The organism is Roseobacter sp. HKCCD5988, assembly GCF_037830355.1.
In the GTDB taxonomy this organism is placed as follows: domain Bacteria; phylum Pseudomonadota; class Alphaproteobacteria; order Rhodobacterales; family Rhodobacteraceae; genus M30B80.
The window spans coordinates 1-18,970 of record NZ_JBBLYJ010000003.1 but is presented as its reverse complement, the minus strand read 5'-3'; the positions used below and the strand labels follow the sequence as shown (position 1 = coordinate 18,970).

The following is an 18,970-nucleotide window of genomic DNA, read 5'->3' as shown; positions in this document are numbered from 1 at the left end:
GTAAAAATATGAACGACCTTAGCCCAATTTCCGTGCCAAGTTATCAAGACAGCCTTGATGCCTACGCACGGATCACGCCCTATATCCACCGCACGCCCATTCTGACCTCGCGCTTCTTGAACGAGTTGGTCGGGGGTGAGATGTTCTTTAAATGTGAGAACTTTCAGAAGGCAGGCGCTTTCAAGGTGCGCGGTGCGTGTAATGCGGTGTTTGGCCTGTCCGATGCAGAGGCCGCGCGCGGCGTTTGCACCCATTCGAGCGGCAATCACGCCTTGTCTTTGTCCTACGCTGCAGGGCGGCGGGGCATCCCGTGCCATGTGGTGATGCCGCATAGCGCGCCGCAGGCCAAAAAAGATGCAGTGCGGGGCTATGGTGGGATCATCACGGAATGCGAACCTTCGACAACCTCGCGCGAGGCGGTCTTTGCCGAGGTGCAGGCCAAAACAGGCGGCAATTTTGTGCATCCCTATAATGATCCGCGCGTGATTGCAGGCCAAGCCACCTGTTCGCGCGAATTGATCGAAGATGTGCCCAATCTTGACGCTGTGGTGGCCCCAATTGGCGGGGGTGGTATGATCTCTGGCACCTGTTTGACGCTGTCAAATATCGCCCCTGAAATCAAAATATATGCCGCCGAACCAGACCAAGCGGATGATGCCGCGCGCAGTTTTCGGGCAGGCCATATCATCGCGGATGACGCGCCCCAGACCATCGCGGATGGATTGAAAGTGCCGCTGAAAGACCTGACTTGGCATTTTGTGAAATCCCATGTCACCGATATTCTGACCGCAAGCGAAGATGAAATCGTGGATGCGATGAAACTGACTTGGGCGCGCATGAAAATTGTGATCGAGCCAAGCTGTGCAGTGCCCTTGGCGGTGATTTTGAAGCACAAACATCTTTTTGCGGGCAAGCGCACTGGGGTGATTATTACAGGCGGCAATGTCGATTTAGACCGTTTGCCATGGATGAAAGGCTAAGAGCATGAACACCCATACAAGTTTTGAAAATCTGGAAGTTGGCTATGACATTCCCGCGCTGCCTGGCATGGCGGAGGCGGATATCCAGACCCCGTGCTTGATCCTTGATCTCGATGCGCTTGAGCGCAACATCAAGAAAATGGGCGATTATGCCGCCGCCCATGGGATGCGCCACCGTGTGCATGGCAAGATGCATAAATCGGTCGATGTGGCCAAATTGCAAGAAAGCCTGGGCGGGGCCTGTGGTGTCTGTTGCCAAAAGGTGAGCGAGGCCGAGGTCTTTGCCCGCGGCGGTATTCGGGATGTCTTGGTCAGCAATCAGGTGCGCGACCCGCAGAAAATTGATCGCTTGGCCCGTATCCCGCTTTTGGGCGCGCGCGCGATTTGCTGTGTCGATGATCTGAGCAACATCGCCGATCTTTCTGCGGCTGCCACCCGTCATGGCACGGTCATCGAATGTCTGGTTGAGATTGACTGCGGGGCAGGGCGCTGTGGTGTCACCACCACCCCCGAGGTTGTGGCCTTAGCCCGCGCCATTGATGCGGCCGAGGGGCTGAAATTTGCGGGCATTCAGGCCTATCAGGGCGCAATGCAGCATCTTGATCACTATGAAGACCGTAAAGCGAAAATTGCGGTTGCCGTGGCCATGGTCAAGGACGCGGTCGATACATTGGCCGCAGAAGGGATCACCTGCGATATCGTGGGCGGTGGCGGCACAGGCAGCTATTATTTCGAAAGCACGTCAGGCGTTTATAACGAGCTTCAATGTGGCTCTTACGCCTTTATGGATGCGGATTATGGCCGCATTCTGGATGAAAGCGGCAACCGCATTGACCGCGGCGAATGGGAAAATGCCCTGTTCATCCTGACCTCGGTGATGAGCCATGCCAAGGCCGATAAGGCGATTGTCGATGCGGGGCTCAAGGCGCAATCAGTCGATAGTGGCCTGCCCGTGATTTATGGGCGCGATGATGTCGAATATGTCAAATGCAGCGATGAGCATGGCGTGGTGGCCGACCCTAAAAGTGTTTTGGCCATCAATGAAAAGCTGCGCCTTGTGCCAGGTCACTGTGACCCGACCTGCAATGTCCATGATTGGTATGTCGGCGTGCGGGGCGGCAAGGTTGAGGTGGTTTGGCCCATCTCCGCCCGTGGCAAGGCCTATTGAGGCGGCGGGACGATGTATATCATTCCAGAACGTTTGATTGCCGATCTTGTCAGTGCCGAAGATGCGTTTGATGCGATGCGCGGGTGTTTCGCCGCGATGGCCGATGGGGATGCCTATAATTTCCCCGTGATCCGCGAGGCCTTGGGCGAGGGGCGTCAATACGGGTTCAAGTCGGGCTTTGATCGCGCAGGCGCCGTGATGGGGGTGAAATCGGGCGGGTATTTCCCCGGAAATGCCGCGCGCGGTTTGATCAATCATCAATCCTGTGTGCTACTATTTGATCCTGAAACAGGCCGCCCCACCGCGATGGTGGGGGGGAACCTGTTGACGGCCCTGCGCACCGCCGCCGCATCGGCCCTGTCGATTGATCAGTTGGCGCGTCCCGATGCCCAAGTCTTGGGCATGGTGGGCGCGGGGCATCAGTCGGCGTTTCAATTGCGCGCGGCCTTGCGGGTGCGCAAATTCACCCGCGTTTTGGGATGGAACCGCAATCCTGACCGCCTGTCCCGCTTGGCGGAGGTCTGTGCCGAAGCGGGGGTTGAGTTCACCCCCGTTGATCTGGCCGCGATGCAGGAGGCCGATGTGATCATCACCATCACCTCATCCAATGCCGCAAGCCTGCTTGCGGATCATGTTAGTGCGGGCTGCCATATCTCTGCGATGGGAACCGATACAATCGGCAAGCAGGAGATTGATCCTGCACTCTTTGCGCGCGCTGCGGTCTTTACCGATGAGGTGGCACAATCTGTCACCATCGGCGAGGCGCAACACGCCGTGGCGCAAGGCTTGATTGGGCGCGAGGATATCACCCCCTTGGGGGCGGTGGTCACAGGGGCGGCCAAGGGCCGTGTCTCGCCCGATCAGATCACAATTTTCGATGGCACGGGTGTCGGGCTTCAGGATTTGGCCGTAGCCCAAACCGCCCTCAGCCGTGCCCGCGCGCAGGGTCTTGGGGCAGAGGTCGTGTTTTAGGGAAAGACATAAGGCTGGAGCGGGTAGCGGGAATCGAACCCGCGCCAAGAGCTTGGGAAGCTCGTGTGATACCATTTCACCATACCCGCGCATGGCCTTGATGCGCCAGTCGATACGATAAGGCAGGGGTTTCGTCAACCTCTGCCTTTCGCTCCGTCAGCCCCGCCGTCTGCGCCGCCGCCCGTCATCATTGCCCCCACCGCCCGAGGCGCCGAAATTCACATCGGGCAGGCTGACCACAGTGGCCAGATTGGGCATGGAGGCGGTTTTATGCGGGATCGCGTTTGCGGCCACGAAATGTTCCTGAAACCTTGGCTCAATCGCGGTTTCAACCTTTTGGATGGCGCGCACGCCCCCCTCAATGCGCTTGCGCGCTGCACGGTTGCACAGCGCAATGCGCGCGCCATGGCCTGCGGCATTGCCTGCGCTTGTGACTTTCTCAAGCGGGGCATCGGGGATCATTCCCAAAATCATAGCGTGTTTTGGGCTGATATGTGCGCCGAAGGCCCCCGCCAAAACCACGCGGTCGACCGCGTCTACATCCATCTGATCCATCAACAAACGCGCGCCTGCATAAAGCGCGGATTTCGCCAATTGAATGGCGCGAATATCGCCTTGCGTGACCGTGATGCGCGGCCCGCCCGTGGCGGTGCCGTCAAAGATCAGATATTCATGGGTGCGCCCTGTGGGGATAGATCGCGGGGTTCCTGTCTGCTCGGCACTGCCAATCAGACCTGACCCGTCCAATAGGCCCGCGGCGCGCATTTCCGCCACAGCCTCGATGATGCCAGAGCCGCAAATGCCCGTGATGCCTGTCTGCGCGGTGGCCTCGGCAAACCCTGCCTCGTCAGACCACAGATCGCAGCCAATGACGCGAAACCGCGGTTCTTTGGTGGCGGGGTCGATTTCGATATGCTCAATCGCACCAGGCGCGGCCCGTTGCCCTGACGAGATTTGCGCTCCCTCAAAGGCAGGCCCCGTGGGCGAGGAGCAGGCGAGAACCTTGGTCTTATTCCCAAGCAGGATTTCAGCATTGGTTCCGACATCCACGATCAGCACCAAATCCTCAGATTGTTCTGGTGCCTCAGATAGGGCCACGGCGGCAGCATCGGCCCCTACATGGCCCGCGATACAGGGCAGCAGGTAAATCTGCGCTTGTGGGTTCAATGTAGACAGCCCCAAGTCAGGCGCACTGAGACGCAAGGCATCCGAGGTTGCCAGCGCAAAGGGCGCTTGGCCCAATTCCACAGGATCAATCCCCAAGAGCAAATGGTGCATCACAGGGTTGCAGACGAATACGGTTTCCAAGATCAGCTTGGGGTCAATGCCCGCATCCTCGGCAATTTGCCCCCCTAATGTGTTAATGGCCTCGCGCACCGCGCGGGTCATCTCAGTGGCACCGCCTTCTTGCATCATGGCATAGGAGACGCGGCTCATCAGATCCTCACCAAAACGGATTTGTGGGTTCATGATCCCCGCAGAGCCCATCACCGCACCCGTGGTCAAATCGCACAGATGCGCCGCGATTGTGGTCGAGCCAAGATCAACCGCAAGGCCGTAAATTCCGCCCTCATGAAGATTTGGCCAAATCTCAAGAATTTGCACCACGCCGCCCTCATCGGGTTGAAAGAGGGCAACTGAAATTTGCCATTTGCCCTTGCGCAAAACGGTTTGCAACTTGGCCAAAACGGGCAGGGCGGCGCTGACCTGATGCACATCCCATTGTTGTGCGAGGGCATCTTTCAAGCGTTCAAAATCGCCCGAGGGTTCATGCATATCAGGCTCGGCCACCTCGACCATGACAATCCGCGTGGCAGGGTCCATGGTAATAGGCTTGGTTGAGGCCTCTTTTCGCACGACCTGACGATGCACCTGACTGGTTTCAGGCACATCAATCACGACATCGCCCATTACCTTGGCCTGACAGCCCAAACGGCGGCCTGAAATCAGACCTTTCACGCGGTCATAGCGGGCTTCAACCTCGTTCCATTCGGAAAGGGCATCTTCGCGCACTGTGACGCCATGTTTGGCAAATTCACCAAAACTGGGGTTGATCTGGCATTTTGAACAAATGCCGCGCCCGCCACAGACACTATCCAAATCCACCCCAAGCGCGCGCGCCGCCTGCAGCACGGGCGTGCCTTTGGCAAAGCGACCGCGTTTGCCAGAAGGGGTAAAAATCACCAAAGGGTCTTTGTCATCTGTGCTTGCGCTGCCCATCGGGAAGGATCCTGTTTTGGTCTTTCGTTGCTTTTATTGGCGTAAAAGCCAGAGCATAAGGTTAAATATGCTCTGGCCCGCGATTTTCAAAAAATGGTGCCTTAGCCGCGGCGGCGACCCCCTGCGCGGCGGTTGGCGCGGCCCCCTTGCACGGCGGCATCTGGATCTTTGTTGAAATTGATCCAAGCAGCCCCGCCGTCATCTTGGTTAAGCAGCAGGTTGGCGGCGCGGATCGCCTCCATCTCCTTGCCCGCGCGCGGCTTGGTCGAGCCCATGCCGAACAATTTGACGAAGGTTTCATCGTCCAGATCTGCGGGCAGGATAATTCCTGCGGCTTCAATCGCGGCTTTCTTTTCGGCAATCGCCTTGGGGCCAACGGGCAGGGCGACTGGGTTCATGATCGCACTGGTCATGCCCGCTGCATAGGCCATGGGCAAAAACGCGTTATTCACGCCGTGGCGGTTGGGCAAGCCAAAGCTGATATTGGATGCGCCGCAGGTGGTGTTCACGCCCAATTCCTCGCGCAAGCGGCGCACAAGGGTAAAGACCTGATGGCCCGCTGTGGCCATTGCGCCAATGGGCATGACCAATGGGTCAACCACGATATCATGGGCGGGAATGCCATAATCAGCCGCGCGTTCTACAATCTTCTTGGCAACGGCAAAGCGCACTTCGGGGTCTTCGGAAATGCCTGTGTCATCGTTAGAAATCGCAACAACGGGCACATTGTATTTCTTGACCAAGGGCAAAACCATCTCAAGGCGTTCTTCTTCGCCTGTGACAGAGTTCAAAAGCGGACGACCCTTGGCAGCAGCCAGACCATTTTCCAACGCACCCGGAACTGAGCTGTCGATGCACAAGGGGCAATCGGTCACTTCCTGCACGCATTCGACCAAGGCCTTCATCAAGGCAGGCTCAACAAAGTTATTGTCGGCATAGCGGGGGTCTTCGGCCATTTTGTTCGAGAACACCGCGCCAGAGTTGATGTCCAACACGGTCGCACCCGCCGCCACCTGTGCAATGGCATCCGCTTGCACGCGTGAGAAGTCACCGCGTTCTAGCTCCTCGTTCAAGATTTTGCGCCCCGTGGGGTTGATCCGTTCGCCAATCACGCAAAACGGTTCGTCAAAACCGATCACGGTGGTTTTGGTTTGGGATTCAATGATGGTGCGGGTCATGCTAGCTTATACTCCTTCAACGGCCGGACGCGTGGATGCGCCGCCATGGTCGATGGCCCATTGGGCATTTGTTTTGATCCCGCCAAGCGGGAAGAAATGGACGGATTCAATTCCGAAATCAGGATTTGCGGCCTTATGCGCGGCGAGTTCTGCAATGATCTCGTCAGGCTCAAAAGGCAAAAGAAGTTTCGAGACATCCTTGGCGCGTTTTTGCAAAACCGACAGAGATGGGCCAACGCCGCAGGCAATGGCGAATTTGATCAAGGTTTGCAGCTTGGCGGGGCCTGCGATACCGATATGGACGGGCAGATCAATCCCCGCGGCCTGCAAGGCGTTCACCCATGCAATCACGGGCTTGGCTTCAAAGCAGAACTGCGTGGCAAGGGCCATTTTTGCATCTGTGCGCGCGCTAAAGGCCTGTTTCCAACGCAAAGCCTCCATCACATTGGCATCGCTGCCATCTGGGTCGATGTCGCGGTTGCCTTCGGGGTGGCCTGCCACATGCAAGCGTTTGAACCCTGCCTGATCAAACAGTCCTGTTTCCAACAGCTGCATCGAGCTTTTAAATTCACCATGGGCCTGTGGGATGCCGCCCGCCAAGATGAGGCCAGAGGTGACACCCGCCTCGCCCTGATAGCGCGCGATCCAATCGCCAAGCGTGGCCTTGTCTTTGATCGAGCGGGCGGGGAAATGCGGCATCACCTCGAACCCGTCACGGGCAAGGCGCGCTGCGGTCGCGACCATGTCATCAATCTCGGTGCCGTCAATATGGGCGATATAGACGCGGGTGCCCTCGGGCAAAAGGGCGCGGAAATCTTCCACCTTTTCGGCGGTGCGCGGCATCACCTCTATCGAATAGCCTTGAAGAAAGGCCTCAACCTGAGGGGAATGGGGCGCGACTGGCGCGCTTGGTTTTTTAAAGTTTAACAAGGCCATAATCTGATCCCTCACGCGCTCAAGGCTCATCAGGCTGCCTCAACCCCATCGCCCGCGATCAAACGCTTGAGGCGGTCGGTGTCATAGTCGGCATCCAAACGATCTGCATAGACGCGCGCGATGTCGGATGGGTCACCTTCGACCTCGGCCTCTACCACGCGGCGCCACTCGGCGAGATAGGCTTCGTCATCTTTTGCCCCAACCTTCATCGCGCAGCGGTCGATTGCCTGCTCGAACCGTTCGGGCAGGGGCAATTTGGCTGCAGCGCGGCCTTTGCCCACAATCACTTGGGCAGGGATGTCGCGCCAGTAAACGATGGTCACAGATGGCATTGGATGCGATTCCTTTCTCGTAAGGCGCACCATATGGGCGCAACCCCCGCGCAATGGGACTAATTTCGACACTAAAATCGGCGCAACCGACTTTGTATGAGGCACATAGCCCGCGCATACGCACATTGCGAGTGGCCGAACATCCCAAAATTTTCATGATGATCATGTGCCAAAGCGCCCAACTGCCCCCGAATGCCACGCGAAAGCAGTTGTCGCTTTTTCATGGGGGCGCTACCATGCTCACGAAGGAGGGGCAGAAATGGCCCGCAAACGGCGCAACCCAAACCGACCGAAAGACGCAAAAGAGGGCGGGGTGAACCCTGCGCCTGTGGCGCACATTTCTGATCCAAGCGGCCTTGATCCGAATATGGGGCAGGGGCATCGCAGATTCTATAGCAAACCCAAACCTGCCGCCCCCGCACAGATCGAAAAAGCAGACCCGGCCGATCTTTACGCCGCCCTTGATTTGGGCACGAATTCCTGCCGAATGTTGATTGCACAGCCGAAAGGCACGCATCTGCATATCGTTGATAGTTTCTCGAAATCGGTGCAACTGGGGCAGGGGCTAGAGGCCTCGGGGCGCTTGTCGCGCGCCTCGATGGCGCGGGCGGTTGGGGCGTTGAAAATCTGTCAGCGCAAACTGGCCCAACACCAAGTGCGCCATATGCGTATCGTAGCCACCGAGGCCTGCCGCCGTGCCACCAACGGGGGCGAGTTCCGCAACCTTGTGAAGCGCGAAACGGGCTTGCAGATGGAAATCATCACGCCCGAAGAAGAGGCGCAACTGGCGGTGATCTCCTGCGCGCCATTGGTGTCAGCGAAAACCGAACAGCTTTTGGTGGTCGATATCGGGGGGGGATCAACCGAATTGGTTTGGATCGACCTGTCTCGGGTTGCGCCCTCGGAACGCGCCCGCGCGATCATGCGCCTGCATCAAGGGTTTGGGCATCAGGAAACCATTTTTCCCCGCGCGAAAGTCGTGGATTGGATTTCTGTGCCTTTGGGCGTGGCAACGCTGAAAGACCTTTATCACGATGTCGAAGATGACGGGGCGCGGTTCGCGCTGATGTCATGGTATTTCGAAGAACAGCTTGCCAAATTCTCACCCTATGTCGATGCGGCAGATCAAGCGCGCGAAGGGTTCCAGATCATCGGCACTTCTGGCACTGTCACAACCGTTGCGGCCAGTCATTTGGGCCTCAAGCGCTATGACCGCAACAAGGTCGATGGTCTGCGGATGACATCGGATCAGATTGACATTGTGATCCAAACCTATCTTGTCTTGGGGCCAGAGGGGCGGCGCAATGACCCGCGGATCGGGCGGGATCGGCACAGTCTGATTATGTCGGGCTCTGCGATTTTGCAGGCGTTGTTGCGCGCATGGCCAACGGATCGGTTATCTGTGGCAGATCGTGGTCTGCGCGAGGGCTTGCTCTATGCGCAGATGTGCCGCGATGGGGTGATGGAAGACGGGCTGCTGTAACAACCGCCCGTCTTGAAAATGGCCGTTACGCGGCCTTTTGCAGTTCAAGCCGAACAAGGGTTTGGTTCAGCAGCATATAGGCGATTTACCCAAAGGTCATTGGGCCTGTGAACCCTGACACTGATTTGCCCTCCATCTCGCCGTAAAGATAGTTCAAGATGCAATTACAGCTGTAATCAGCGCCTGTGACCTTATCGCTGAGCGACACGCAGGGCGTCTTGGGCCAAGGCATCTGCGATTTCTTCGGCAAGACGGGTGCTCATCGTGGATTACCGCGTGTTTTCCGTCAGGCGCCGCTTCACATAGGCCTTAACCATGTCGATCATGGGGTTCATCTGTGCCTCTTCATCTTCAAAGAAGTGACCCGCCCCCTCCATCTCCTCATGGGTGATGGTGATGCCTTTTTGCTCGTGCAGCTTATCGACCAAAATACGGGTGTCTTGGGGTTTGGCCACGCGGTCGGCGGTGCCGTTCACGATCAAACCTGACGCGGGGCAGGGCGCAAGGAAGCTGAAATCATACATATTCGCGGGCGGTGCGACCGAGATAAAGCCCGTGATCTCAGGGCGCCGCATCAGAAGTTGCATCCCGATCCATGCACCAAAAGAAAACCCCGCAACCCAACAATGTTTCGAGTTGGGGTTCATCGTTTGCAGATAGTCCAAGGCCGATGCCGCATCAGACAATTCGCCCTGACCTTGGTCATATTCGCCCTGACTGCGCCCGACACCGCGGAAGTTAAAGCGCAGAACGGTGAAGCCCATGTTGTAGAAGGCGTAATGCAGATTATAGACCACACGGTTGTTCATCGTGCCGCCAAATTGCGGATGCGGATGCAGGACGATGGCAATCGGGGCATCCTTTGCCTTTTGTGGATGATAACGGCCTTCAAGCCGCCCTTCTGGGCCTTGGAATATCACCTCGGGCATGTCGTTCCCCTTGTCGCTTTCTGGCGCATGCGCGTCGTGCTTGACCTACGCAATCGCCCTACCTAGAACCTGTATCACCGCGATGCTGCGGTTTTGCCCCTAAACGCGGGGCGCGCGTGTGTGCCTGCGGTTTGCACCACGTATTGCAGTTAAGCGTGACGGATCAAAAGGTCAATCACGGGCTTGGTCTGAATAAGGGCGCGCGGCAAAGTTTCTGTGAAACAGGGCCGCCAAAATGGCACAATTCGGGGGGCAAGATGAAGCTCAGTACAAAAGGCCGATACGCGATGGTGGCTATGGCCGATCTTGCCTTGCAAGAGGAGGGCGCGTTGACCTCTCTTGCGGATATTGCCAAGCGGCAGGATATTTCTTTGCCCTATCTTGAGCAGCTGTTTGTAAAATTGCGCCGCGAGGGTTTGGTGGTGTCTGTGCGCGGGCCCGGCGGGGGGTATAAACTGGCCAAAGCGCCCGCAGAAATTCGCGTGGTCGATATTTTCTCGGCGGTCGAGGAAACGGTGTCAGCGCTGCATAAAGGGGCGGGCGCCTCTGGCGGCATGTCGGGCAGTCGCGCGCAAAGCATGACCAATCGTCTGTGGGAAAGCCTCAGCGCCCATGTCTATGTCTATCTGCATCAAACACGGCTTTCGGATGTGATCCGCAATGATCTGACGCCATGCCCTGCGGTTCCGACCCTCTTTACAGTGGTGGATGGGGCCTGATGGCGCGCGTCTATCTGGATCACAACGCCACAATGCCGCTTCGGCCCGAGGCGCGCGCGGCGATGATCGCTGCAATGGATGTGGTAGGTAACCCGTCCTCCGTTCATCAAGAGGGGCGTGCGGCCAAGGCTGTGATGGAACGTGCGCGCAGTCAAATTGCCAGTGCCATCGGCGCAGAGGCCGCCGATATCGTGTTCGTGTCTGGCGCGACCGAGGGCGCCTCATTGGCCCTATCTGGGCGCAATCTTAAAGGAGCCGCGATTGAACATGACGCTGTGCGCGCGTGGATCCGTGAGGAGTTAGAGGTCGATGCGCAAGGTCAGGTACATGTAACAGATCCCGCAGACGCGACCCTGCAACTTGCGAATTCCGAAACGGGGATCATCCAATCCCTGCCCGAAGGTTTGGCCGTATCTGATTGGACGCAAGGCTTTGGCAAGCTGCCGCTTGCCTTTGATTGGTCGGGGGTCGATATGGCGTTTATCTCAGCGCATAAAATTGGTGGGCCAAAGGGAATCGGCGCGCTGATCTTGCGGCGTGGCCTTGATGTGGCGGCGCAAATTCGTGGCGGAGGTCAAGAAATGGGGCGCCGATCTGGAACCGAGAATTTAATTGGCATTGCAGGATTTGGTGGTGCTGCGCAGGCCGCCATACAAGATATTGAAAATGGCCTGTCGAAAAAGCTGGAAAAACTTAGAAATATTCTAGAAAAGACACTGGAACATCGCGCCAAAGATACTATTTTTGTCGGGAAAGATGTCGCGCGGCTTCCCAATACCAGCCTGATGGTCACGGAGGGTTGGAAAGGGGAAAGCCAAGTGATGGCAATGGATCTGGCAGGATTCGCGATTTCCGCAGGCTCTGCGTGTTCCAGTGGCAAGGTCAAATCCAGCGCCGTTTTGCAGGCGATGGGGCTGACGCCAGAGATGGCAGGATGCGCGATCCGTGTCTCTCTTGGGCCACAAACGCAGAAGGCCGATGTAATGGCCTTCGCGGAGGCTTGGGCCGATGCCTATGACAGGCGCAAGGCGCGGGCAGGGTTAAACCGCTAGGGGGCCGCATCATTATAAGATGCGGCAGGGCCACCGCGCCGCACCCCTTGCGATCGAATAGATGCACGAGGGGGTGGGTGGTCTATACGCACCCATCAGGAAGAAACAGGAGTTGATCCCATGACCGCACTCGACAGCGATATCCGCGAAGGTGTCGATCGCGAAACCGTTGAAACCGTCAAGGCAATGGGTGGCGCGTATAAATACGGTTGGGAAACCGATATTGAGATGGAGTTCGCCCCAAAGGGCCTGAACGAGGACATTGTGCGCCTCATCTCGGAGAAAAATAACGAGCCCAAATGGATGCTTGATTGGCGTCTGCAGGCGTTCAAGCGCTGGAAGCAGATGGCTGAACCTGATTGGGCGATGCTGAATTACACGGCGATTGATTACCAAGACCAATATTACTACGCCAAACCCAAAAGCATGACCGAAAAGCCCAAAAGTTTGGACGAGGTCGACCCAAAGCTTTTGGCGACTTATGAGAAACTGGGTATCCCCCTGAAGGAGCAGATGTTGCTCGCAGGGGTTGAGGGCGCAGATGCCGAGGCCGCACCGCGCAAAGTGGCGGTTGATGCGGTGTTTGACAGTGTCTCGGTCGGTACGACATTCAAGGATGAATTGGAAAAGGCAGGGGTCATCTTCTGCTCCATCTCCGAGGCGATTCAAAAGCACCCAGATCTGGTGAAGAAATATCTCGGCTCGGTCGTGCCTATTTCGGATAATTTCTTTGCCACTTTGAACTCTGCTGTGTTTTCGGATGGCTCCTTCGTTTATGTGCCGCCAGGCGTGCGCTGCCCTATGGAATTGTCCACCTATTTCCGCATTAATGCGGAAAATACGGGCCAATTTGAGCGCACGTTGATCATTGCGGATAAAGACGCCTATGTGTCCTACCTTGAGGGCTGCACCGCGCCAATGCGCGACACCCACCAATTGCACGCCGCAGTTGTGGAATTGGTCGCCCATGATGATGCTGAGATCAAATATTCCACAGTGCAAAACTGGTATCCGGGCGATGAAAACGGCAAGGGTGGGATCTACAATTTCGTGACCAAACGCGCCGATTGTCGTGGGGATCGCTCTAAGGTGATGTGGACCCAAGTGGAAACTGGGTCGGCCATTACATGGAAATACCCGTCCTGCATCCTGCGCGGTGATGACAGTCAGGGGGAATTCTACTCCATCGCCATCGCCAATAATGCGCAGCAGGCCGATACAGGCACCAAGATGATCCATTTGGGCAAGAACACCAAATCGCGGATTGTCTCCAAAGGCATCAGCGCAGGGCGCGCGCAAAATACCTATCGCGGTCAGGTCTCGATGCATCCAAAGGCGAAAAACAGCCGCAATTACACCCAATGCGACAGTTTGCTGATTGGCGATAAATGCGGTGCGCATACTGTGCCTTATATTGAGGTCAAGAATAACTCCTCGCGGGTTGAGCATGAGGCCACCACTTCGAAAGTGGATGATGATCAGCTGTTCTATTGCCGCTCCCGCGGGATGGATGAGGAAGAAGCGGTGGCCTTGGTGGTCAACGGCTTCTGCCGCGAGGTGTTACAGGCGCTGCCGATGGAATTTGCCATGGAAGCGCAGCAATTGGTTGCAATCAGTCTTGAGGGGAGTGTCGGCTGATGAACTGGAAATACTGGCTCTCAGCAGGGGAACCACGCCCGCGTTATGCGCTGTTGGTTGCCATTGGTGTGGTTGTGATGATGGCCTTGACCTATTCCATCTGGCATCCAGGTGGGCCAGGTCTGGCGGCCTTCGCCGCCGTGGCGGCCACCATTATCAGCCATGTGTCGGCAAAAATGATCATGCGGAAATAAGCCCATGTTGCCAGAGCTGTTGCATCAAACCGCGGGGATCGGTGTTGGCACCTTTCTTGGGGCGCTGATCGGCCTGCCCGTGCGGGCGCGCCAAGGCAAGCGCGGTGGATTGGTGCGCGGATCAGTCTTTTTGACCTCGGTTCTGGTGGGCATGGCGGCTTGGGTTGCAATGGCCGTGCTGCGCGGCGTTATGGGGTGAGTCGGATGATCGTTACAACAACACAATCTATCGAAGGTCGAAAAATCACGGACTATCGCAGTATCGTGGTGGGTGAGGCGATTTTGGGCGCAAATGTGTTTCGCGATATTTTCGCAAGCATCACCGATATTATCGGCGGGCGCTCAGGGGCCTATGAGGGCGAATTGGCCCGTGCGCGCGAAACCGCGCTGGCCGAAATGCAAGATCGCGCGCGCGAGCAGGGCGCAAATGCGGTGGTCGGTGTCGATCTGGATTACGAAGTTATCAACAATATGCTGATGGTCAGTGCCTCAGGCACGGCTGTCACGGTGGAATAAGGGAAAGGGCCTGCGCCCTTGAAGGAGAAGATAATGCTTGAGATCAAGAACTTACATGTCGAACTTGAGGAAGAAGGAAAGCAAATCCTCAAAGGTGTCGATCTGACCGTAGAGGCGGGCAAGGTTCATGCGATCATGGGGCCAAATGGCTCGGGCAAATCGACCTTGTCCTATGTGCTGTCGGGGCGCGATGGGTATAGCGTCACGGATGGTTCTGCCACTTTGCTGGGCGAAGACATCCTTGAGATGGAACCCGAAGAGCGCGCCGCCGCAGGCCTGTTCTTGGCATTCCAATATCCCGTTGAGATCCCCGGTGTTGGCAATATGACCTTCCTGCGCACAGCACTGAATGCGCAGCGTAAACTGCGCGGCGAGGATGAGGTGAGCGCGGCAGAGTTTCTGAAACTGGTGCGCGAAAAGGCCAAGACCCTCAAGATTGACGCAGAAATGCTCAAGCGTCCCGTCAATGTGGGCTTCTCGGGCGGTGAGAAGAAGCGCAATGAAATCCTGCAAATGGCGATGCTAGAGCCGAAGATGTGCATCTTGGACGAAACCGATAGTGGCCTTGATGTGGATGCAATGAAACTGGTCTCCGATGGTGTAAACGCGTTGCGGGATGCGGGGCGTGGATTCCTTGTGATCACCCATTATCAGCGCCTGCTTGACCATATCAAACCTGACGTTGTGCATATCATGTCGGATGGCCGTATCATCAAAACGGGCGGGCCAGAATTGGCCTTGGAAGTTGAGAAAAACGGCTACGCGGATCTGTTGGCGGAGGTTGCGTGATGGCTTTGGCGCAGGCACGCATTGACTTGACCGAGGCGCGGATTGTGGCGCTTGAGTTGCCGCACGGGGCCAATTGGGCCAATGAGGCGCGCCACACAGCCCTCACACGGCTGCGCGCCATGGGTTTGCCGACCGCGCGGGATGAATATTGGAAATACACAAACCCCGCCGAGTTGACCGTGGCCGATGCGCCGGCAGCGGCGCTGTTTGATCCGGGCCAAGATCGCCGCGTCTTTGAAGACATTGACCGCCTCAAGATTGTCTTTGTGGATGGTGTTTTTGATGCGGCTCAATCAGATGATCTCAGCCTAGAGGGGCTGGAAATCTTGCGCCTGACGGATGTTTTGAAAACCGACATCCACTGGGCGATGGAGCTTTATGGTCATCTCGAAACCCATGGCCAAGACCCCGTTGCACGCCCCTTGGCCGCACTGAACACGGCCTTTGCCACGGATGGCATTGTGATCCGTGCCACGGGGCGGGTGTCCAAGCCCGTCAGCCTCATCTATCTGCATCAGTCTGAAACTTCCGATGCCGTGCTGCACCATGTGATCCGCGTTGAGGAAGGCGCAGAGATGACCTTGCTTGAACAGGGCCCTGCGGCGGCGCGGTTCAATAAATGTACTGAGGTTGATCTGGCCCCGACCGCACGCTTTCATCACATCCGCGCACAGGGGCGCGATCACGCCCGCCGCGCCGTGACCCATAGCTTTGTGCGCGTGGCCGAGGCGGCGCATTACAAAAGCTTTACCCTCACCTGCAACGGCGTTCTCACCCGCAACGAGCATGTGATTGATATCGTTGGGGATAATGCAGTTGCCCATGTGGCGGGTGCGGCACTTGGCGATGGCAAGAGGGCCGAGTTCCATCATGACGACACGGTCTTTGTGACCCATCGGGGTGAGGATTGCGAAAGCCGTCAGGTGTTCAAAAAGGTGTTGCGCAACGGGGCCTCTGGCGTGTTTCAGGGGAAAATCCTTGTAACGCCCGGTGCGCAAAAGACCGATGGCTATCAAATCAGCCAAGCCCTGCTTTTGGATGATGACAGCACGTTCTTGGCCAAGCCCGAGCTTGAGATTTACGCCGATGATGTGAAATGCAGCCACGGCTCGACCACTGGCGCGATTGATGAAGAGGCGTTGTTCTATCTGCGCTCTCGCGGGGTGGATCACTCAACAGCCACCGATCTTTTGGTTCTGGCCTTTTTGGCCGAGGCGATTGATGAGATCGAAGATGAGACGCTGCGCGCAGATATACTGGCCCAACTGGAGCTGTGGTTGGCACGGCGGCGCGGCTAAAGGGTAGGGTCTGCAATGTCAGTCAGCCGCGATATTGTCGCCTCTTGGCGTCGCCCGCGACAGGTGCTGCGGTCTATGCTGAACCATGGCCGCCGCGAGGATCGGGCGATTGCCTTTGTCATGATCGCGTGTTTCCTGATGTTTGTGGGGCAATGGCCCAAACTCAGCCGTGAGGCGTTTTTGGATCCATCGGTGCCACTGCAGGCGCGCCTTGCCATTACATTTTTCGCAATGATGATGGTGATGCCTTTGATGCTCTATGTCTTTGCAGGGATTTCGCATCTGGTGGCGAAATTGTTTCGCGGGCGCGGCACGTTTTATTCTGCGCGGCTGGCGCTGTTTTGGTCGCTTTTGGTGACGGCGCCGCTATTTTTGTTGAACGGGCTTGTGGCAGGGTTCATTGGACAGGGGCCTGCATCCGATACCACGGGTTTGGTGACATTGCTTGGCTTTTTGGTGATTTGGCTGGCGTGCCTAATTGAGGCAGAACGCGCACCAGAGGCCGTAACAGAAGGGGTTTAGGCGCGTGAACCTGTCAGAGATTCTCACCCTATCGGGTCTGTGGCGTCACACGCGCGACACGATCCGTGCCCCGCAAGAGGCGGCGCAGGCGGTTCTGGCCCTTAATCTGCCGCGCAATGTTTTGTGGTTGGGCTTGGCCTTGGTCATTACCCTATCAACCCTGTTGGCAAGTGCGGTGTTGTTGATGGTACCGATGCCAGAGGCGGGCGCAGGCGTGCCGATGCCTGTCGTGATGGGCATTGTTCAGGCGGTTTTCCTTGTTTTGGTGTCCCTTGGCATTGCGGTGATTGGCGCGCGCTTTGGGGGCAAGGGCGATTTTGACGGCACGCTTGCATTGATGGTCTGGTTGCAGGCCGTGTTTCTGGTCGTGCAGGCCTTTCAAATCGCGGCCATTGCCATCGGTTTGTCGGTTCTTGCCGATATTGTCAGTCTTGCCTCTATCCCACTATTCTTTTGGCTAATGGCGCAGTTTGTCACTGTTTTGCATGGGTTTTCGTCCGTTTGGAAAACCTTTTGGGCGATTATCATGTTTCTCATCGCCTTTGCCTTTCTTCTTTCGCTAGTCGTGACAAGTTTTGGCTTTGTCCCAATGATGCCGTAAAGGGTTTCCATGTTTGATGTTGATAAAATCCGCGCTGATTTCCCGATTCTATCCCGTGAGGTGAACGGAAAGCCATTGGTCTATCTCGACAATGGGGCGAGTGCGCAAAAGCCGCGCGCGGTGATTGATGCGATGACCCATGCCTATGAGGCGGAATATGCCAATGTGCATCGTGGGCTGCATCATCTCTCTATGGTCGCGACCGAGGCCTATGAGGGGGTGCGCGGCAAGATTGCGCGCTTCCTAGGCGTGGCGGACGAGCGCGAGATTGTCTTTACCTCAGGGGCCACCGAAGGGATCAATCTTGTTTCCTATGGTTGGGCCGCGCCGCGCCTGCAAGCGAGGGATGAGATCATCCTGACCATTGCCGAACATCACGCCAATATCGTGCCTTGGCATTTTCTGCGGGAACGTCTTGGCGTGAAATTGGTCTGGGTCGAGACAGATGTGAGCGGGGATTTGGATCCGCAAGCGATGATTGATGCGATCACCCCGCGCACGCGGCTGATTGCGATGTCGCATATGTCAAATGTGCTTGGCACAGTATTTGACGTCAAAACTGTGATTGATGCCGCCCATGCCCGCGATATCCCCGTGTTGGTGGATGGGTCGCAGGCGGCTGTGCATATGCCACTGAACCTTGATGCGCTTGGCGCGGATTTTTATGCAATCACAGGGCACAAACTCTATGGCCCGTCAGGATCAGGTGCGATCTATATCAAATCGGCGCGCATGGCTGAGATGCAGCCCTTCTTGGGCGGGGGGGACATGATCCGTGAAGTGCATCGTGATGAGATCACATGGAATGACCCCCCAATGAAATTCGAGGCGGGGACACCGGGCATCGTGCAGCAAATCGGTCTTGGCGTTGCCCTTGATTACATGAGCGCCGTGGGTATGGAGGCGATTGCCGCCCATGAGGCCGATCTGACCCAATATGCGCGCGCCCGCCTTGCGGGGCTGAATTGGCTGAATGTTCAGGGGAATTCTGCGCATAAAGGCGCGATCTTTTCCTTCACCATAGATGGGGCTGCGCATGCCCACGATATTTCCACTGTGCTTGATAAAAAAGGTGTGGCCGTGCGCGCAGGCCATCATTGTGCCCAGCCTTTGATGGACCATATGGGGGTGACGGCCACCTGCCGCGCGTCCTTTGCAATGTATAACACCCGTGCCGAAGTAGATGCCTTGGTCGAAGCCTTGGAGCTGTGCCACGATCTTTTCGCCTAAGCTCGCATGGATTGATCATTGCGAAACCGCGCCCGCGCCGCTAAAAGCGGGCTCAGGCACCCGTAGCTCAGCTGGATAGAGCGCTGCCCTCCGAAGGCAGAGGCCAGAGGTTCGAATCCTCTCGGGTGCGCCATCCATGTCCATATCATGTGTTTAACACATTGATCTGTAAGCATTTATTTGTTGCAGGCAATGTGGAGTAGACAACGTGGT

21 protein-coding genes and 2 tRNA genes are annotated in these 18,970 nt (G+C 56.9%); 16 read left to right on the top strand and 7 right to left on the bottom strand.

All coding sequences use genetic code 11. From position 1 onward, the window contains the following. Positions 1-8: 8 nt before the first annotated feature. The 3 genes from bhcB to bhcD are packed head-to-tail and all read left to right on the top strand — an operon-like array spanning position 9 to position 3,120. Positions 9-980, top strand: a complete 972-nt coding sequence (gene bhcB / locus AAC636_RS11465; RefSeq protein ID WP_340301596.1) for a beta-hydroxyaspartate dehydratase BhcB — start codon at positions 9-11, stop codon at positions 978-980. 4 nt (positions 981-984) lie between these two features. After that, on the top strand, positions 985-2,148 hold the full coding sequence (bhcC, locus tag AAC636_RS11460; RefSeq protein WP_340301595.1) for a 3-hydroxy-D-aspartate aldolase BhcC: 1,164 nt from the start codon (positions 985-987) through the stop codon (positions 2,146-2,148). Between the two features lie 12 nt (positions 2,149-2,160). Further along, positions 2,161-3,120, top strand: a complete 960-nt coding sequence (gene bhcD, locus AAC636_RS11455; RefSeq protein ID WP_340301594.1) for an iminosuccinate reductase BhcD — start codon at positions 2,161-2,163, stop codon at positions 3,118-3,120. A gap of 15 nt (positions 3,121-3,135) precedes the next feature. Here the strand turns inward: bhcD and AAC636_RS11450 are convergent. The 5 genes from AAC636_RS11450 to AAC636_RS11430 form a co-directional block, all read right to left on the bottom strand. Next, positions 3,136-3,209 (bottom strand) — tRNA-Gly (locus AAC636_RS11450). A gap of 67 nt (positions 3,210-3,276) precedes the next feature. Further along, on the bottom strand, positions 3,277-5,340 hold the full coding sequence (locus AAC636_RS11445; protein WP_340301593.1) for an ASKHA domain-containing protein: 2,064 nt from the start codon (positions 5,338-5,340) through the stop codon (positions 3,277-3,279). Between the two features lie 101 nt (positions 5,341-5,441). Further along, complete coding sequence (locus AAC636_RS11440) at positions 5,442-6,518, bottom strand: methyltetrahydrofolate cobalamin methyltransferase (RefSeq protein WP_340242560.1); 1,077 nt, start codon at positions 6,516-6,518, stop codon at positions 5,442-5,444. A 6-nt stretch (positions 6,519-6,524) separates the two neighbouring features. Beyond that, entirely contained in the window at positions 6,525-7,454 is a 930-nt protein-coding gene (locus AAC636_RS11435) for a methylenetetrahydrofolate reductase (RefSeq protein ID WP_340301728.1), read from the bottom strand. A gap of 29 nt (positions 7,455-7,483) precedes the next feature. Further along, complete coding sequence (locus tag AAC636_RS11430) at positions 7,484-7,786, bottom strand: virulence factor (protein ID WP_317654931.1); 303 nt, start codon at positions 7,784-7,786, stop codon at positions 7,484-7,486. Between the two features lie 367 nt (positions 7,787-8,153). Here AAC636_RS11430 and AAC636_RS11425 point away from each other — a divergent pair, with 367 nt between their 5' ends. Continuing rightward, positions 8,154-9,269 carry a Ppx/GppA phosphatase family protein gene (locus tag AAC636_RS11425; RefSeq protein WP_340301727.1) on the top strand — a complete coding sequence of 372 codons (1,116 nt, stop codon included), beginning with the start codon at positions 8,154-8,156 and terminating at the stop codon, positions 9,267-9,269. Positions 9,270-9,354: 85 nt separating this feature from the next. Here AAC636_RS11425 and AAC636_RS11420 read toward each other — a convergent pair whose 3' ends face one another. Both AAC636_RS11420 and AAC636_RS11415 read right to left on the bottom strand, forming a co-directional pair. After that, the gene (locus AAC636_RS11420) at positions 9,355-9,501 is read right to left on the bottom strand and encodes a DUF6976 family protein (protein WP_340301592.1); all 147 of its coding nucleotides are present in this window, start codon (positions 9,499-9,501) and stop codon (positions 9,355-9,357) included. A gap of 37 nt (positions 9,502-9,538) precedes the next feature. After that, a complete protein-coding gene (locus AAC636_RS11415) occupies positions 9,539-10,198 on the bottom strand; it encodes an alpha/beta hydrolase (RefSeq protein WP_340301591.1) in 660 nt (219 codons plus the stop codon). A 257-nt stretch (positions 10,199-10,455) separates the two neighbouring features. On the opposite strand from AAC636_RS11415, the gene AAC636_RS11410 reads away from it, so the two are divergent. From AAC636_RS11410 to AAC636_RS11355, 12 genes are all read left to right on the top strand, one after another. Beyond that, complete coding sequence (locus tag AAC636_RS11410) at positions 10,456-10,917, top strand: Rrf2 family transcriptional regulator (protein ID WP_340256538.1); 462 nt, start codon at positions 10,456-10,458, stop codon at positions 10,915-10,917. Further along, a complete protein-coding gene (locus AAC636_RS11405) occupies positions 10,917-11,969 on the top strand; it encodes a cysteine desulfurase family protein (RefSeq protein ID WP_340301590.1) in 1,053 nt (350 codons plus the stop codon). The genes AAC636_RS11410 and AAC636_RS11405 overlap by 1 nt, the downstream gene beginning before the upstream one ends. 120 nt (positions 11,970-12,089) lie before the next feature. Further along, positions 12,090-13,607, top strand: a complete 1,518-nt coding sequence (sufB, locus tag AAC636_RS11400; protein ID WP_317654924.1) for a Fe-S cluster assembly protein SufB — start codon at positions 12,090-12,092, stop codon at positions 13,605-13,607. Continuing rightward, the gene (locus AAC636_RS11395; RefSeq protein ID WP_340256135.1) at positions 13,607-13,801 is read left to right on the top strand and encodes a hypothetical protein; all 195 of its coding nucleotides are present in this window, start codon (positions 13,607-13,609) and stop codon (positions 13,799-13,801) included. Before sufB ends, AAC636_RS11395 begins: the two co-directional genes overlap by 1 nt. Before the next feature lie 4 nt (positions 13,802-13,805). Beyond that, entirely contained in the window at positions 13,806-14,000 is a 195-nt protein-coding gene (locus tag AAC636_RS11390; RefSeq protein WP_340301589.1) for a hypothetical protein, read from the top strand. Between the two features lie 5 nt (positions 14,001-14,005). Then, positions 14,006-14,317 carry a heavy metal-binding domain-containing protein gene (locus tag AAC636_RS11385; protein WP_340301588.1) on the top strand — a complete coding sequence of 104 codons (312 nt, stop codon included), beginning with the start codon at positions 14,006-14,008 and terminating at the stop codon, positions 14,315-14,317. Between the two features lie 33 nt (positions 14,318-14,350). Next, a complete protein-coding gene (gene sufC / locus AAC636_RS11380; protein ID WP_317654920.1) occupies positions 14,351-15,106 on the top strand; it encodes a Fe-S cluster assembly ATPase SufC in 756 nt (251 codons plus the stop codon). After that, positions 15,106-16,404 (top strand): Fe-S cluster assembly protein SufD, encoded by a 1,299-nt coding sequence (sufD, locus tag AAC636_RS11375; RefSeq protein ID WP_340301587.1) that lies wholly within the window; start codon positions 15,106-15,108, stop codon positions 16,402-16,404. Before sufC ends, sufD begins: the two co-directional genes overlap by 1 nt. Positions 16,405-16,419: 15 nt before the next feature. Further along, positions 16,420-16,926: a YIP1 family protein gene (locus tag AAC636_RS11370; RefSeq protein WP_340260476.1), complete on the top strand. Its 507-nt coding sequence runs from the start codon at positions 16,420-16,422 to the stop codon at positions 16,924-16,926. Between the two features lie 4 nt (positions 16,927-16,930). Further along, positions 16,931-17,527, top strand: coding sequence for a Yip1 family protein (locus AAC636_RS11365; RefSeq protein WP_340301586.1), 597 nt, complete (start codon positions 16,931-16,933; stop codon positions 17,525-17,527). 9 nt (positions 17,528-17,536) lie between these two features. Further along, positions 17,537-18,757: a cysteine desulfurase gene (locus tag AAC636_RS11360; RefSeq protein WP_340301585.1), complete on the top strand. Its 1,221-nt coding sequence runs from the start codon at positions 17,537-17,539 to the stop codon at positions 18,755-18,757. A 56-nt stretch (positions 18,758-18,813) separates the two neighbouring features. Continuing rightward, positions 18,814-18,890 (top strand) — tRNA-Arg (locus AAC636_RS11355). Positions 18,891-18,970 lie beyond the last annotated feature (80 nt).

Excerpts from the sequence above, each read along its gene's own strand:
- AAC636_RS11415 (WP_340301591.1), bottom strand. The coding sequence starts at position 10,198 with ATGCCCGAGGTGATATTCCAAGGCCCAGAAGGGCGGCTTGAAGGCCGT.
- sufD (WP_340301587.1), top strand. The coding sequence starts at position 15,106 with ATGGCTTTGGCGCAGGCACGCATTGACTTGACCGAGGCGCGGATTGTG.
- bhcC (WP_340301595.1), top strand. The coding sequence starts at position 985 with ATGAACACCCATACAAGTTTTGAAAATCTGGAAGTTGGCTATGACATT.
- AAC636_RS11440 (WP_340242560.1), bottom strand. The coding sequence starts at position 6,518 with ATGACCCGCACCATCATTGAATCCCAAACCAAAACCACCGTGATCGGT.
- sufB (WP_317654924.1), top strand. The coding sequence starts at position 12,090 with ATGACCGCACTCGACAGCGATATCCGCGAAGGTGTCGATCGCGAAACC.
- bhcB (WP_340301596.1), top strand. The coding sequence starts at position 9 with ATGAACGACCTTAGCCCAATTTCCGTGCCAAGTTATCAAGACAGCCTT.
- AAC636_RS11425 (WP_340301727.1), top strand. The coding sequence starts at position 8,154 with ATGGGGCAGGGGCATCGCAGATTCTATAGCAAACCCAAACCTGCCGCC.
- AAC636_RS11410 (WP_340256538.1), top strand. The coding sequence starts at position 10,456 with ATGAAGCTCAGTACAAAAGGCCGATACGCGATGGTGGCTATGGCCGAT.
- AAC636_RS11405 (WP_340301590.1), top strand. The coding sequence starts at position 10,917 with ATGGCGCGCGTCTATCTGGATCACAACGCCACAATGCCGCTTCGGCCC.
- bhcD (WP_340301594.1), top strand. The coding sequence starts at position 2,161 with ATGTATATCATTCCAGAACGTTTGATTGCCGATCTTGTCAGTGCCGAA.
- AAC636_RS11395 (WP_340256135.1), top strand. The coding sequence starts at position 13,607 with ATGAACTGGAAATACTGGCTCTCAGCAGGGGAACCACGCCCGCGTTAT.
- AAC636_RS11385 (WP_340301588.1), top strand. The coding sequence starts at position 14,006 with ATGATCGTTACAACAACACAATCTATCGAAGGTCGAAAAATCACGGAC.
- sufC (WP_317654920.1), top strand. The coding sequence starts at position 14,351 with ATGCTTGAGATCAAGAACTTACATGTCGAACTTGAGGAAGAAGGAAAG.
- AAC636_RS11390 (WP_340301589.1), top strand. The coding sequence starts at position 13,806 with ATGTTGCCAGAGCTGTTGCATCAAACCGCGGGGATCGGTGTTGGCACC.
- AAC636_RS11430 (WP_317654931.1), bottom strand. The coding sequence starts at position 7,786 with ATGCCATCTGTGACCATCGTTTACTGGCGCGACATCCCTGCCCAAGTG.
- AAC636_RS11370 (WP_340260476.1), top strand. The coding sequence starts at position 16,420 with ATGTCAGTCAGCCGCGATATTGTCGCCTCTTGGCGTCGCCCGCGACAG.
- AAC636_RS11445 (WP_340301593.1), bottom strand. The coding sequence starts at position 5,340 with ATGGGCAGCGCAAGCACAGATGACAAAGACCCTTTGGTGATTTTTACC.
- AAC636_RS11420 (WP_340301592.1), bottom strand. The coding sequence starts at position 9,501 with ATGCCTTGGCCCAAGACGCCCTGCGTGTCGCTCAGCGATAAGGTCACA.
- AAC636_RS11435 (WP_340301728.1), bottom strand. The coding sequence starts at position 7,454 with ATGGCCTTGTTAAACTTTAAAAAACCAAGCGCGCCAGTCGCGCCCCAT.
- AAC636_RS11360 (WP_340301585.1), top strand. The coding sequence starts at position 17,537 with ATGTTTGATGTTGATAAAATCCGCGCTGATTTCCCGATTCTATCCCGT.